At 32.5% G+C, this 14,475-nt stretch carries 13 protein-coding genes; 6 read left to right on the forward strand and 7 right to left on the reverse strand.

Translation table 11 applies throughout. The features are described from left to right. Window positions 1-105 precede the first annotated feature (105 nt). The 4 genes from QBK95_RS17690 to QBK95_RS17705 form a co-directional block, all read right to left on the reverse strand. Window positions 106-1,719 (reverse strand): DUF1501 domain-containing protein, encoded by a 1,614-nt coding sequence (locus tag QBK95_RS17690; protein ID WP_280935882.1) that lies wholly within the window; start codon window positions 1,717-1,719, stop codon window positions 106-108. 6 nt (window positions 1,720-1,725) lie between these two features. Further along, window positions 1,726-3,186: a DUF1800 domain-containing protein gene (locus tag QBK95_RS17695; protein WP_280935883.1), complete on the reverse strand. Its 1,461-nt coding sequence runs from the start codon at window positions 3,184-3,186 to the stop codon at window positions 1,726-1,728. A 325-nt stretch (window positions 3,187-3,511) separates the two neighbouring features. Then, window positions 3,512-5,146, reverse strand: a complete 1,635-nt coding sequence (locus tag QBK95_RS17700) for a DUF1501 domain-containing protein (RefSeq protein WP_280935884.1) — start codon at window positions 5,144-5,146, stop codon at window positions 3,512-3,514. A gap of 7 nt (window positions 5,147-5,153) precedes the next feature. After that, window positions 5,154-6,698, reverse strand: a complete 1,545-nt coding sequence (locus tag QBK95_RS17705) for a DUF1800 domain-containing protein (RefSeq protein WP_280935885.1) — start codon at window positions 6,696-6,698, stop codon at window positions 5,154-5,156. 106 nt (window positions 6,699-6,804) lie between these two features. Between QBK95_RS17705 and QBK95_RS17710 the strand changes: the two genes are divergently transcribed. From QBK95_RS17710 to QBK95_RS17735, 6 genes are all read left to right on the forward strand, one after another. Next, window positions 6,805-7,701 carry a S66 peptidase family protein gene (locus QBK95_RS17710; protein WP_280935886.1) on the forward strand — a complete coding sequence of 299 codons (897 nt, stop codon included), beginning with the start codon at window positions 6,805-6,807 and terminating at the stop codon, window positions 7,699-7,701. A 2-nt stretch (window positions 7,702-7,703) separates the two neighbouring features. After that, complete coding sequence (locus QBK95_RS17715; protein WP_280935887.1) at window positions 7,704-8,063, forward strand: YraN family protein; 360 nt, start codon at window positions 7,704-7,706, stop codon at window positions 8,061-8,063. Window positions 8,064-8,095: 32 nt separating this feature from the next. Further along, window positions 8,096-8,992, forward strand: coding sequence for an aldo/keto reductase (locus tag QBK95_RS17720; RefSeq protein WP_280935888.1), 897 nt, complete (start codon window positions 8,096-8,098; stop codon window positions 8,990-8,992). Between the two features lie 102 nt (window positions 8,993-9,094). Beyond that, entirely contained in the window at window positions 9,095-10,210 is a 1,116-nt protein-coding gene (locus QBK95_RS17725; RefSeq protein WP_280935889.1) for a helix-turn-helix domain-containing protein, read from the forward strand. Between the two features lie 91 nt (window positions 10,211-10,301). Beyond that, complete coding sequence (locus QBK95_RS17730) at window positions 10,302-11,237, forward strand: NHL repeat-containing protein (RefSeq protein WP_280935890.1); 936 nt, start codon at window positions 10,302-10,304, stop codon at window positions 11,235-11,237. A 75-nt stretch (window positions 11,238-11,312) separates the two neighbouring features. Then, a complete protein-coding gene (locus tag QBK95_RS17735; RefSeq protein WP_280935891.1) occupies window positions 11,313-11,483 on the forward strand; it encodes a hypothetical protein in 171 nt (56 codons plus the stop codon). A 76-nt stretch (window positions 11,484-11,559) separates the two neighbouring features. Here the strand turns inward: QBK95_RS17735 and QBK95_RS17740 are convergent, their stop codons facing one another. The 3 genes from QBK95_RS17740 to QBK95_RS17750 all read right to left on the reverse strand — a co-directional run bounded on the left by QBK95_RS17740 (window position 11,560) and on the right by QBK95_RS17750 (window position 14,428). Next, the gene (locus tag QBK95_RS17740; protein WP_280935892.1) at window positions 11,560-12,468 is read right to left on the reverse strand and encodes a DUF2268 domain-containing putative Zn-dependent protease; all 909 of its coding nucleotides are present in this window, start codon (window positions 12,466-12,468) and stop codon (window positions 11,560-11,562) included. 87 nt (window positions 12,469-12,555) lie between these two features. Continuing rightward, complete coding sequence (locus QBK95_RS17745) at window positions 12,556-13,416, reverse strand: helix-turn-helix domain-containing protein (protein WP_280935893.1); 861 nt, start codon at window positions 13,414-13,416, stop codon at window positions 12,556-12,558. A 109-nt stretch (window positions 13,417-13,525) separates the two neighbouring features. Then, on the reverse strand, window positions 13,526-14,428 hold the full coding sequence (locus QBK95_RS17750; protein ID WP_280935894.1) for an alpha/beta fold hydrolase: 903 nt from the start codon (window positions 14,426-14,428) through the stop codon (window positions 13,526-13,528). Between the last annotated feature and the right edge of the window lie 47 nt (window positions 14,429-14,475).

Consider the following 14,475-nt stretch of genomic DNA (forward strand, 5'->3'; position numbering starts at 1 on the left):
ATATGTTTAATCGTGAAATGAATGAATAATATTTTATAAAAAGAAAAGCAGTACCAAGTTTATTTTTCTGATACTGCTCACTATAAAAATAGTATTTTAAATCTGTTATAAGATCATAACAGGTTTACTATAACGATTTTTGCCTTTGGTAATTCTATAGGCATAAAACCCTTCAGATAGTGTTGTCTGAGCAGCTTCTTTTACGTTGATTATATGTTCTCCTTCTAATAACATTTCATTTTTTAAGTTTGCTATTTTTTGCCCACTCATACTAAATAAATCTACATTTACATGACCAGCTTGAGCGTTGGTAATATGAAGAAAAGATTGGTTATTGGTATAGGTAACTGTGTGGTTGAAATTTTCAAAATTTGGAGTTTCATCATCTGTACCTAGGTTATTACAATTAAAACCAAGATTCATAGAGTTGTATTGTTGACCTAGAAGAGTTTGATCCACAAGTTCGCTGTCTATACATAACCATTCTTTCATAATTGAGGCATAAACCTGTCTAAAATCATTTGTATTGTAGAGGTTACCATTGTTATTTAAATTTGATAAATCTGGATGATCTCCAATAAAACCATTTCCATCCAATCCAGTTCCAAAAAGCATCATAGGCGCTGCAGTTCCGTGATCTGTTCCTCGTGATCCATTCTCTTTTACTCTTCTTCCGAATTCAGAAATTGTCATAGAAACTACTTTGTCATCCCATCCAGCATCTTTAAGATCATCATAAAAATATGACATGGTCTCAGATAATTGGGTCATCAATTCTTCTTGTCTATTTAATTGGTCATTATGAGTGTCAAAACCGCCAAGAGTTACAAAATATACTTTAGTTCCTAAGTTTCCTTTTATTAGACGAGAAACAACACTTAATTGTTGTGATAATCTATTGTCAGGGTAATTCCCAAAATCAGAAGTACTTTCATATGCATCGTTAATTACGCCAGCATAAGTAAATGTTGTGTTCGCCACTCCTTTTAAGTACCCCACTTTCTCTCCATGAGTACAGTCTGGAAGATTACTTAGGTCATAAAGAGATCCGTTTTGAGCTATTTCATATAACTTTCTAGGATCTGCCACAGAAAAGGCGAAATTGTTTTGGTCTCCATTAAATATAAGATTACCGCTACTTCCTATCTGTATAGCCGCAGGTCGCTCAGGTGGGTTTAGTAAATAATCGGGATATAAGTTTTCGAAATATCTTCCCATCCAACCAGTACTTTCTTGATCAGTTACATCAGAGGTTGCCCAAATATCAGAACCTGTAAAGTGTGATAATGCACTTTGTTCGTATCCAACACCATGAACTATTTTCATCTGACCATCTCCCCATAATTTTTCAAATTTATTTGCATAATTAGGCATTCCATAGTCATCATTAAGATTGAATAACTGATTTTGCGGGATTCTTATATTAGGCCGAGCATTGGCGTAAGTGTCGTATTGGTTAATTGGGATTACAGTATTTAATCCATCATTTCCACCCTTAAGTCTTACAATTACAAGAACTCTATCTGTTTCTGATTCGTTTAGAGCAGCGGATAAAGGTGAAGGCTTTGATACAGATAAAGCCGTATTTGCAAAAGCTACTGTACCTCCACCAACGATTCCTAAAGCTTGAAGAAATGAACGTCGGTTCCATTTTTTGTGTTCTTGATTATTACAACTACCAGATTTTGGTGTGAAATTTTTATAATGAGAGTCGCACATGATTTTTTATTTAAGTTGGAATTCGGGGATTGTTATAAGAAATTGTAAAAGCCTATATACCTGTCTGGGAGCTGTTTCCCAATCAAGATTCCAAGTGCCATCTTCAAAATAATTTTCAGGAACTTGGTCTTTAAAAATTTCTAAACCTTGACTGTATTCTGTAGCACTGATAAGCTCTTTGGATAAAAAATTATCCATAATCTGTCTAGATACCAACGTTACATCATTAGAATTTTCATCAACTATAGCCTTGCCAATTACTCTAAATTGCTCTTCATTATGTCTCCAAGCTCTCCATAGATACCAACCGATTCTATCCCATCGTGTAGTGATTGTACTGGAGTCTATCCAATCTTTATCCCCTTGCCAACCAGCCACATCTACTGGCTTCAATAACTCTTGTCCTAATTCTTGACATCCTCCTCGTATTTTGTTATTAAATTCAAAATCTGCAGGTAATTCAAAATCTAAGTCTTTAAAAAAGTTTATTTGTACATCTACTGGACTTTTAATGTGCACTCCTAAGCTTCTTTGATCAAAGAAATGCTCACTTTTAAATAATTGTCTTAATACAGGAGCTATTTCAAAGTTGTTATCTAAAAAAGTTTGAGCAAGTTGATTGACAATATCTTCATTTACTAGAGGACTGATAAAGTAGCGATAGAATTTACCACAAATAAATTGTGCTATTTGCTCAGGCCTTTGTTCAAATAGAATTCTGATTACATCATAATAATCCCAGTTACCTGTTTGACCAAAAATGGTCTTCTCATCATTATCAAACTTGTTTTCATCAAAAGTAATTGGACCCCAACGTTTTTCCCTTTCGTTCCAACCTGTTAATGCTCTAGCTGTTTCTACAATATCGTTTTGTGTATATCCATTATCTACTCCTAAGGTAAAAAGTTCATAAAGTTCTCTTCCATAATTTTCATTAGGTTTATTTTTTGTGTTCTCATAACCATTTAGATAAATGAGCATAGCAGACGAAAGTCCCATATCACTACTGAAATCCTTAAAATTACCTAAGCAATGAAGTTGTAATAAATTGTAATACTGAAACATATAAGCAGGACTTTGATATGTATTATCTTCAGTTACAAAGTGATTACTCCAAAATAAGGTAAGGCGATCTCTAAGATTATTTTGAAACATATCAGCTACCATTTGATTTTTCCAATCTCTTCTATATTCAAAGGGATTTTCTGGAGTAGCATCAAAGTCATCTTTTATCCAATAACCCCATTCCGGCGCAGGCGTAGGATTTAGGTTTACGGCTTCATCAATTAGGGTATCAATTAAATCTGAAGGATTTTGATTGAGTGCACTATTTACCATCTCTGGAGTAGCACCAAAACCAAGTCTTCTATACAAATGATTAACCTTTTGTCTATTCCAAGGATTAGTGCCAGTTGGTGAATAGGTAGTTAATGAAGCAACATTACAAGAAGTATTTGTTGTTATCATACATAGTTTGAGTTAGTTGAAAATTTACGTTAGTTTATGTTGGTAAAAACGTAATTATCTGACAGTTAGTTTCTTGTTAAGAAACATTTAGCCATAATTATGAAAATTTTTGATATTGTTTATGTTATTACAATTTGAGATAAAAATGAATTTAAACTAATCATTTAAAACATATTTACAACCACTTTTTTAGTATTCGAGTATTATGAATTAGTATGTGTAGATTTCAAGCCAAAGTTTGTTTGTGATTGTAGTATTACAAAATAAAACCCTTAAGTAGTATAACTACTTAAGGGTTTTATTTTTATTGAATAATTCTATTGATTTAAGAAATCAACAGGGATCTGCTAAACTCACCTGTACCAGTTTCAATTCGGTACACATATTGACCCGTACTTAATCGTGTTCCTGCGGATTCTCGTACATCAATAACGTGCTGTCCTTCCAGAAGCATTTCATTTCTAAGTGTGGCCACCTTTTGACCAATAATATTAAATAATGTAATATCTACATGAGTAGTTTCTGGATTATTAATATTAATAAAGGTTTGACCACCATCATAAGTTACAATATGAGATAGTGTTTCTCCATCCCCAGGAATATTAGTAGTTGGACCACCACAAGTAAAGCCTAAATCAAGTGAATCAAATTCTGCACCTAGTAGCGCTCTATTCACCGTGTCTGGGTCAATACATAACCATTCTTTCATTATAGTAGAATAGATTTGTCTAAAATCATTAGTGCTTTCTGCATTAAAACCTACTGTTGGATTTGAAGGAAGTGTAGGATGCTCTCCTATAAATCCATTGCCATTAAGTCCTGTTCCAAAAAACATCATCGGAGCAATAGTACCATGATCTGTACCAAGAGAACCATTTTCGACTAATCTTCTTCCAAATTCAGAAATTGTCATGGTCAATACTTTATCATCCCATCCAGAAGCTTGTAGATCTGCATAAAAATTACTAATTCCTTCAGAAAAAGAATTTAGTAATTGTTGATGTCGTTGTATTTGATTGTTATGAGTATCAAACCCTCCAAGCGTAACCATATAGACCTTTGTACCAAGATTTCCTTTGATTAGCCGAGCTACAATTCGCATTTGTCTTGCAAAATTGTCATCTTCTAAATACCCTCCAAAATCTGTAGATCTATTGAAAGCTGCAGAAATCGCCTCAGCATATGTATAAGTAACATTAGTACTTTCTCTTATAAAATTTAATCGATCACCATAAGTGCAATCAGGAGCTGGGTCTAAACTGTATCCTAAGTTATCTATATATTGTTCTAATCTTCTTGGATCAGAAATAGCAAAAGAGAAATCATTTTCAGGTCCTCTAAAAATTAGATTTCCAAGACTACCTATTTGAATGGATGGAGGACTTTCTGGTGGATTAGTGATATAACTAGGGTATAATTCTTGAAAATACCTACCCATAAACCCAGATCGTTCTTCTTCTACCAGATTGGTATTGGCCCAAATATCAGTTCCTCTAAAATGTGATAATGTTTGATCTTCATAACCTACTCCATGTGCAACTTTCATCTGTCCGTCTCCCCATAAATTTTCTAATTTATTCATAGGTTTTGGCATTGCATATTCATTTTCCTCTAGATTAATAAACTCACTAGGAGGAATCTTAATTAGAGGCCTTGCGTTTGCATAAATATCATATTGATTGACAGGAATAATCGTGTTGTAACCGTCATTTCCTCCTCCTAATCTACAAATGATTAATATTTTATCAGTTTCAGCTTGACTTAAAGCAAGTGATAGTGGTGATGGTCGGGAAACTGTAAGATTCGTATTCGCTAACATCATAGAACCTCCACCTACAAGACCTAAAGCTTGTAAAAATGATCTACGATTCCATTTTTTATGTTCATCAGGATTACAAACTCCTTCTTTAGAATTGTTTTCCGTTTCTTTTATATTTTTTGGGTGATGCGTATTACACATAAGTTTATTATTTAAGTTGGAATTCAGGGACTTCATCGATATGACTAAGCAAAGCATATAACTGATCAGAGACTCCTGATAAATCTAGAGTCCAAAGAAAAGGAGCAACTGCGCCTGGTTCATAATAGTTGTCGGGATAAAACTCTTTAAAAACAGCTAAAGCTTCTTCAAAAAGTATTTGATCCTCTAGTCCTCTCGGTAAAAAATAATCTAAAATTGCTTTTACAACAATATTTACCTGTTCACCTTGTAAACTATTATTAACAACTCCATCAGCTAATGTACCTATCGGAAGTCCATTTAAGAAGTTGCTGAATTGTGCTTGATCTTGTGCATAAAAAGTATCGAGAATATTTTGAATTCCTTCCCATCTACCTATTAAATAATCTGGACTAATCCAATCTTCATCTCCTTGCCAACCTTCAACATCAATAGGATTTAACACTTCTTGTCCTAAAGTTGTGGTTCTACCCAATAAAGAATTTAAAGAGTCAATACTTGGTGGTGACTGAAAATTTAATTGATTAAAAGAAGTTACCAGTAAATCAATAGGACTTTTTATGATTGCCCCAATTGCTTCTTGATCAAAGAAGTGTTGGCTTTTAAAAAGCTGACGTAATACGGGTGCGATTTGAAAGTTATTATCAATAAATGTTTGCGCCATTTGCGCGACGATTGCCTCATTACAGGTAGGGCTTACGAAATAGGTGTATAATTTTCCGCAAATAAAGTTCGCAATGAGTGCTTGTCTCTGTGTAAATAGATGAGCAATCACATCATCAGCACTCCCAAGACCGTAATATCCAAAATTAGCTGATTGCCCAAAAATTGTTTTGGTCTCATTACTAAATTGACCAGGATTAAAAGTAATAGGCCCCCAAGCAATATCATTAGTTTCTACCCATCCTGTAATCGCCTTTGCTGTTTCAATAATGTCATTTTCATCGTATCCATTATCTACTCCAAGTGTAAATAATTCATACAGTTCTCGAGCATAGTTTTCATTGGGTCTATCTCTGGTATTTTCATCACCATTAAGATATACCAACATTGCAGAAGAAATTCCGATATCGTATACAAATTGTCTAAAATCACCAAGAGCGTGAAATTGAAGGAGATTATAATATTGATATTGATATGCAGGACTTCTATAGGTATCGTCTTCAGTAACAAAATGATTACTCCAGAATAATGTTAATCGATCCCTTAATCCATTTTGCAAGAAATCAAATATCATTTGTCTTTTACCTTCATCTTGATAGAATCCAACGGTATTGTTTTCATTTGCCATTTCGGCAGCTTCAAATTGATCTCGGTTCCAAAAGCCCCAAGTCGGAGCAGGAGTGGGAACTGCAGCAATGGCTTGATCAATAAGTGAATCAACAAGTGCAGATGGATCGTTTTGAGTTAAAGCATTTAATACTTCGGTCTTAGTCGCTCCAAAAGCAACTCGGCGGTATAAATGATTTATTCTACTTACATTCCAAGGGTTCTCAGCGGTTGGAACATAGGGGTCTAACGATGCTAAGTTACAAGAAGTATCAGAGATCATAGGCAATAGGTTTTATTAGTGTGTAAAAGGGACGAATTTCACTGTAATATAATAGTTTAGAACGAAAACATTTGTTATTTAGTATTTTAAAATGAAAAAATAAGAAATGTTAACACCAGTTTTTGTAAAAAAAGGGGATAGAATCGCCATAGTTTCCACAGCAAGAAAGATTGTTAAAAAAGAAATTGATGAAGCAATTAAGATATTAGAGCAGTGGGGCTTAGTTCCAGTTATTGGTGCTACAATAGGATTAGAAAAAAATCAATTTGCTGGTACTGATGAAGAAAGAAGGTTGGATTTTCAAAACATGTTAGATGACGAAATGATCAAGGCTATATGGTGTGCTCGTGGTGGATACGGAACTGTTAGAATAATAGATCAACTTGATTTTTCTAATTTTAAAAAGCAACCTAAATGGATTATAGGATATTCTGATATTACGGTATTACATGCACATATTCATAATTTTAATATAGCAACCATTCATGCAGCGATGCCTGTTGATATTCATAAAGGAACTAAGGATGCGATACAATCCTTAAGAGGTATTTTGTTTGGTAAAACGATGAGTTATACTATTCCTGTTTCAAAAGAGAATAGACAAGGAAATTGCAAGGGAAAACTTATCGGAGGTAACTTGTCTATTTTATATTCACTATGTGGATCTGTCTCTTCATTAGATACAAAAGGTAAAATTTTATGTATCGAGGATTTAGATGAGTATCTATACCATATTGATAGAATCCTGCAGAACCTAAAGAGAAATGAATATTTCAATGATTTATCGGGATTGATTGTAGGTGGAATGACCAAAATGCATGATAATAACATACCTTTTGGTAAAAATGCAAAGGAGATTATTCTAGATGTTGTAAAAGAATATGATTTTCCTGTAGTTTTTGATTTTCCGATGGGACATATAGAAGATAATAGAGCTTTAATAATGGGAACTGAGGTTTCTATAGAAATGAATAAGAAAGAAGTTACAGTAACATATAGTTAATAATGGCAGTACATAATACACTTGGAAAAGAAGGAGAAAAACTGGCAGTTGATTTTTTGAAGAAATCTGGATATTCTATCTTAGAACAGAATTACAGATATCTTAAAGCTGAAATTGATATTATTGCAAAAAAAGAAGATGTCATTATTGTAGTTGAAGTAAAAACACGAAGTACTCCTGACTTTGGGAATCCACAAGATTTTGTTAAACCTAAACAAATACAATTGTTGGTAAAAGCAATTGATCATTATGTAGTAGAAAATGACCTGGATGTTGATGTTCGTTTTGATATTGTTGCAATTATAAAGAATAAACAAGGAACTAAAATTGAACATCTGGAGGATGCATTTTATCATTTCTAATAAGATCACCTACATTAAATTAGCTTGTATATATGAAGTATCGTCAACTTGGTAATTCTGAATTAAAAATTAGTGAAATATCCTTTGGGTGTATGTCTTTAAAAGACAATTCCAATACGAATCGAAATCTTATACAAATAGCTATCGACAAAGGAATCAATTATTTTGATACAGCGGATATATATCAAAATGGTCAAAATGAAATAATGCTTGGTCAAGCTGTTAAAGCCGTCCGTGATAAAGTAGTTTTAGGTACCAAAGTAGGAAATCAACCTCGACAAGATGGAAAAGGTTGGGATTGGAACCCGAGTAAGAAATATATTATACAATCGGTTGAGAAGAGTTTAAGCAGATTACAAACAGATTATATCGACCTATATCAATTACACGGCGGAACCATTGATGATCCTATGGATGAAACTATAGACGCTTTTGAAATCTTAAAAAAAGAAGGAAAAATAAGATATTATGGGATTTCATCTATACGGCCTAATGTGATTAGAGAGTTTATAAAACGATCTAATATTTCAAGTGTAATGATGCAATATAGTCTTTTGGATAGGAGACCAGAAGAATCTTGTTTAGAGTTACTAAAAAATAATAATATAGGCGTTCTAACAAGAGGAGCTATAGCCAAAGGATTACTAGCTGGTAAACCTGAAACGGATTATTTAAATTATTCTAAATCCGAAGTGTCAAAAACACTCCACACAGTGAAAGCGATTTCTGCTAAACAAAGAACTATGTGTCAAACTTCTATTGGATTTGTACTAGCACAACCCGCAGTTACATCATCTGTAATGGGTGTCAGGACCGAAGAACAGTTTTTGGAATGCTTAGGGACATTTAATAATAAGCTGTTATCTGATATAGAATTAAAATTACTTCGCCAGAGTAATACACCAGATGTATATATTAAACATCGATGAAATATCTAATCTAAAAAAGCAAATAAAAAGTATTAGTATATCCATTCGGTCGAAAAAAGCACTATTTTAAACTAGCTTTACGAATTAACTCAATATCATTCTATGCTTTCTTTCGAATTTATAGACCTTATTTTATTTCTGGGAATAAGTCAGGGAATTTTTTTAGCAATCACAATTCAGGTGATTCAGAATAAAAACAAACCAGCAAATAAAATACTTAGTATTATTCTTCTGATTTCGGTATTAATGTTAATAGGGAGAATGATCTTTTTAAAGTACCTAACGATTTCTTTATTTCTATATACCATTCTTATTGATTCAGTGATTTTTATCTTTGGACCGCTATGCAATATATATATTAGAAGATTGACCTTGTATGAAGTTAAGAACTACGAACTTCCCTGGTTTCATTATATTCCTTTAGTACTTCATTTGTTTTTCTTTGTTTATATAGCATCTTTCAGTTCTGAAATGTTTGCAAAAAAAGTAACGGATGGAGATTTTAATATACATTTTATTATTATTGAAGGAGCAGGGATTGTTTCGAACCTAGTATACTGGTTTTTAAATGTGAAGCTGTTACAAAAGTACGTTCGAGCAGAAAAACAGAATGTTTCTTTTAGCCAAAATTTAGTTACCTTTCTAAAATACTTTTATGTATCCGTAGGGATTTTTCTAGGTCTTTGGGTGATTAGCTTTATCTCTGCTAAATTCTTTGATCACTCATTATATCCAATAGGCTATGATTGGCTTTGGGTAGGAATTTCGGTTTTTATATTCGTGGTAGGTTATTATAGTCTAAAGGAACCAGAGCTTTTCAGGATTCCATTATCTAATGAAAAGCAGAAGATAAAACGTTTACCCGAAAGTGAGATTTTTTCTATTGGAAATCAACTGAAACATTTGATGGAAAAAGAAAAAATATTCTTAAAATCAGATCTTACACTTCGTGAACTTTCAGAAAAATTAGATACTTCTACTCATAATATTTCCTGGTTTCTGAATAACATTGTAAAGAGCAGTTTTTACGACTATGTAAACCATTATAGAATCAAAGAGTTTTTACAAAAAGTAGCGCAAGGAGCACATCTGCAACATACGATTCTTGCCATTTCTATGGAAGTTGGATTTAATTCAAAATCGACTTTTAATAAAGCTTTTAAGTTGGAAATGAAGGAAACACCCAGTAATTATATAAAAAGGGAAAAAGTAGCTTAGAGATCCCTTTAAAATAAGTTCGAATTTATCCAAAACGTCGATTTTTTAGCATTCTGAATATACTTTTCGGAAAACTTTAAAAATCATACAAATGAAAAAATTTATTAAGAATGCAAGAATTAAAGTGATTACACTTTTTACATTACTAGGGGTTTCTGCAGTATTAATTTCCTGTTATGGAGATGGGTTGGATCCAGACTTAGAAGTAGAGACGTTAGTGTCAGATTTTGCTGGGAATGATGCAATTACTGTAGATAAACAAGGAAATGTTTACGTCTCAGAATATGGACAATTTGTGAATACTGGAGGAAATGGAACCAGAGTTTTTAAAGTATCACGGAATGGAGATGTAACAACATTTTTATCTAATCTATCAGGGCCTTTAGGAAATGTAATTGATCATCAAGGTAATTTCTATGTTAATAATGCAAATAATACAGTAACAGGAGAGGTGCTAAAAGTAGCTCCTGATGGAACGAGAACTGTGTTAGCTGTAATAGATGGTTGGCCATCAGGATTAGCATTAGACAAGCATAATAATGTATATGTTTCTAATTTTTTGTCACCTACAGTGCATAAGATTACCCAAGAAGGAGAAGTAACGGTGTATGCCACTGATCCAAGATTAGCAGGTGGAGTGGGAATCGATTTTGATCGTAAAGGAAATTTAATTGTCGGAAATTTTAGCACCGCCGATATTTTGACCATTGATAAAAATGGAAATGTCTCTTTAGTAGCAAATATACCAGATGTTGTGGTAAATGGTTTTGGAATCGGATACATTACGGTAGTAGGTAATACAGTTTTTGCCACAGGAATTGCAGTGAATAAAATCTTTAAAGTATCTCTAAATGGAGAAGTAGAAGTATTTGCAGGAAATGGTAATGCAGTTTCTGCTGATGGAACATTATTAGAAGCTTCTTTTAATGGACCAAATGGTATTACCTCGGATAAGTATACAAAGTCTCTTTATATATCTGAGTTTGGTGGAACAGGAGCAGTAAGAAAGATTAAATTAAAATATTAATTTCATTTAACGGGGAATTTTCCTCTTTTATTTGTACTTTGATAGTTTAAAAAATTAATCTTAAAACCTAATAGTATGTTACAAACAATTTTAAATCATCAAGGAGTACAACCACTTAACAAAGATCAACAACAATCTATCAATGGAGGAGGAGGATTAAATTCTTTTTGCCATTCTGGAGATGATTGTGATTATCCATATGTTTGCGCAGGATGTATTTGCAGACCAGTAGGTGGACCTGTTTAGTATTAATATATAATTTGAAAGGCTAATTCAAATAATAAAAAGATCGGAGCAATTAATACTCCGATCTTTTTTGTTACTATTCGTTATGATAATGACTTGATCCTAGTATTTTTTCAGAACTATAATTAATCCAAAGCTCAGGTTTGATAGATGTGTCTTTTGATAATCCACTATGTACAATATCATAACCCAAACTATAACCGCCCCACATTGGAAACCTATCAGAACCAAAAATAACTTCAGCCTGAAAAGCAAAATCCTGACTATCTAGATGAGGTTGTAGATTTTTCCATAATGCTTGTTTTTTTTCCTTTGTTAATGCTTCAGTCCATTTTGTTTCAACCTTAGGATATAATAATTTCGCGAAATAATCTCCTCTTCCCTCAAAAACTAAATAATCCAGAAGTGTCCATTTTGTTATACCAGCTAGGTTTTCTTTAGTCCAATACGTATGGTTATATTCATGCGCAATTGCATAAGATAGCGTTTCTTCCCAACCATTAACTGTGGTGTCAATATTAATTAGAATTTGTTTGCTTCCAGCTGTAAATCCGAAAACGCCGTTCATATCCTCACTCATCATTTGTAACTCAGAACTAGGTGGTAAAACATATACTGTGATTCCATCATTTTTAAGCAACTTGTTGGATTTTTCCAATGCTTTTAAAATCTTCTTTTCAATTTGTTTTTTATTAGATGTAATTCCTTCCAACGTTTTTTGAAGATAAGAAATGTCTAATGATGGCCTGGCTAAATCTTCATATACAAAAGGAGCATATTCACTTTTCATAAAGAATTTATTAAAAATAGGTGTTCTTACTTTTTCAAGATAAAGATCTTTTAGGTTTTCATTATTTGCTTTGGCTGCGGTAATGTATTCATTAAAGTATTCTTCCATAAAAACAACTTTATGGTTTTTTTCTTGGGCAATTACCGATGAACAAATCAGTAATGTGATGTAGGTGTAAATAATGTGATTTTTCATGTATTAATTTTTTAAAATTAGACAAAGGATTCCTAGTCATTGAGTATTAACTCAATGATATTTTTAGAGCATTAAATAAAGTTTAGACTAAGAGGTCAATAGTGTTTTTTCTTTAGCTTTGATCATTTCACAAACCTTAAAGAGAAGAATAATTTCTAATAAAATGGTTGGGGTAAGAAATACTAGACCAACAATCGAAAGAAGGATAGTGGTCAAGAATGCATAGGTTATAATTTCGAAAACCGCAGTGACTGTTGCAATGGTTCCCAAAGCATTCTGAAGTCTAAAAACTGATATTCCGAACAAGATTCCTATAATTCCATAGGTCATAGATTCAGCTCCAATTATGATACGATAATCAAAGTCACCAACATATAGAGATATGATGTCAAAACTATAAAATAGTATAGTAACGAATATAAACATGAATGCTGTGATTTTAAGTAAGTAGTTGTTGAAAATTTTTCCTGTAAGCACAAATCCACGCGTAAAAAGCACTATTGCAACTAGTAATGTTATTTTTAGGAAAACATATGCAAATTGATTTATAATCATTTGATCTTCCTCATATCTGTAATAATCTGCAACAATTTCAACAAAACCAAGTAGAAAATATATAATGCCACTAATCCAGGCTATATTGAGTTGTCTTGTTAAAAAACCAGCTTCTTTTTCATCATCTATTTCGAGCAGGAATAACTTTTTGAATTCTTTTGTAATTTTAGGTTCTTCTGTGGAAATTTTTTCGAGATCATAATCTAGAACAGATAGAATTGTTTTTATAGTATAGCTTCTTGGCATTACTTCTCCTGCTTCAATTCGTTGTATCGTTCTTACACTGATATTACATTGTTCTACCAGCTCTTCTTGCGTGAGTCCTTTCGATTTTCTGATTTCAGAAATTTTCTGTCCTAGTTCTGGCTGTTTCATGATTTTACTTGTTTTCATTTTGTTCAGCAATATTAGTTTTCAGAATTAAGTTCTCAAATTTTTTAGTTTGTATTTAACCCGACATTTGCCCGACAAACCAGTAATAGTAATGGTTTTACAAGAATCGTTACTTATTTAAAAATGTATAGATTTCAGATAAATATTCTTCTTTTTTATCTAACCAACCATAATGTCCGCATTCATCTAATAGTACTAATGTAGAATTAGGAAATATTTGATGTGCTTTTATAGCTGTTTTTTGATCGATAATATCTTGTTTTCCTTGAATAATAAGAACTGGCTTTTGAAATGATTTTAGAACTTCAGTGCAGTCATACTTAATACTACGCAAGTTTTGAAAAACCAACATATTGATAGTGCTGTTTCCTTGTGTTAATCGTTCTGCAATGGTAGGAACATGTGTTTTGTCAACTACGTATGCAGGAGCTAATGCTTTTCCTCTTTGTAAACGAGCGGTATAAGTAGTGTCTCCCTGATTAATTTTTTGTGTCCATTTCTGAAGGTTTTTAGTTTCTTCTTTGGAGAGTTTATCTGCTATATTTTGTCCTACATAGTTAAGTAATTCTAAATCTAAACCGCCAGAAGCAGAGAGGATTAATTTATTAATTCTATTTGGATGTTTTGATGTATAATAGGAGGCGAGAATACCTCCGAAAGAATGTCCCATTACTGTCCAATTTTCTAATCGTAAATATTTCCTTAATTTTTCTATATCCTCTATCATCAAATCCATTGTAATGGTTTCACTAGAAACGGATTTTAAACTTGAATCCCCAGTTCCTCTTTGATCGTAAATAATGGTTTGATGATTTTTAGAAAGTAATGTTGCAATCGCTCTAAAACCTCTACTATTCATTCCTGGACCACCATTTATGATAAGTAGCGGGTCTCCTTCTCCAAAAGTTTCATAATAAATCTTAGAAGAATGATTGTCGACATATCCATTGTTTTGAGCTAATAAAACAATCGAATTGAATATTGACAGTACTATAAAAACTAGGTTTTTCATCTATTGTATGTTGAAATACTACCTAAAAATACCAAAAAAAGATATAG

The sequence above is a fragment of the Aquimarina mycalae genome, from assembly GCF_029906345.1.
Classification (GTDB): domain Bacteria; phylum Bacteroidota; class Bacteroidia; order Flavobacteriales; family Flavobacteriaceae; genus Aquimarina.

Excerpts from the sequence above, each read along its gene's own strand:
- QBK95_RS17740 (WP_280935892.1), bottom strand. The coding sequence starts at position 12,468 with ATGAAAAATCACATTATTTACACCTACATCACATTACTGATTTGTTCA.
- QBK95_RS17700 (WP_280935884.1), bottom strand. The coding sequence starts at position 5,146 with ATGTGTAATACGCATCACCCAAAAAATATAAAAGAAACGGAAAACAAT.
- QBK95_RS17695 (WP_280935883.1), bottom strand. The coding sequence starts at position 3,186 with ATGATAACAACAAATACTTCTTGTAATGTTGCTTCATTAACTACCTAT.
- QBK95_RS17745 (WP_280935893.1), bottom strand. The coding sequence starts at position 13,416 with ATGAAAACAAGTAAAATCATGAAACAGCCAGAACTAGGACAGAAAATT.
- QBK95_RS17715 (WP_280935887.1), top strand. The coding sequence starts at position 7,704 with ATGGCAGTACATAATACACTTGGAAAAGAAGGAGAAAAACTGGCAGTT.
- QBK95_RS17725 (WP_280935889.1), top strand. The coding sequence starts at position 9,095 with ATGCTTTCTTTCGAATTTATAGACCTTATTTTATTTCTGGGAATAAGT.
- QBK95_RS17730 (WP_280935890.1), top strand. The coding sequence starts at position 10,302 with ATGAAAAAATTTATTAAGAATGCAAGAATTAAAGTGATTACACTTTTT.
- QBK95_RS17720 (WP_280935888.1), top strand. The coding sequence starts at position 8,096 with ATGAAGTATCGTCAACTTGGTAATTCTGAATTAAAAATTAGTGAAATA.
- QBK95_RS17735 (WP_280935891.1), top strand. The coding sequence starts at position 11,313 with ATGTTACAAACAATTTTAAATCATCAAGGAGTACAACCACTTAACAAA.
- QBK95_RS17710 (WP_280935886.1), top strand. The coding sequence starts at position 6,805 with ATGTTAACACCAGTTTTTGTAAAAAAAGGGGATAGAATCGCCATAGTT.
- QBK95_RS17705 (WP_280935885.1), bottom strand. The coding sequence starts at position 6,698 with ATGATCTCTGATACTTCTTGTAACTTAGCATCGTTAGACCCCTATGTT.
- QBK95_RS17750 (WP_280935894.1), bottom strand. The coding sequence starts at position 14,428 with ATGAAAAACCTAGTTTTTATAGTACTGTCAATATTCAATTCGATTGTT.
- QBK95_RS17690 (WP_280935882.1), bottom strand. The coding sequence starts at position 1,719 with ATGTGCGACTCTCATTATAAAAATTTCACACCAAAATCTGGTAGTTGT.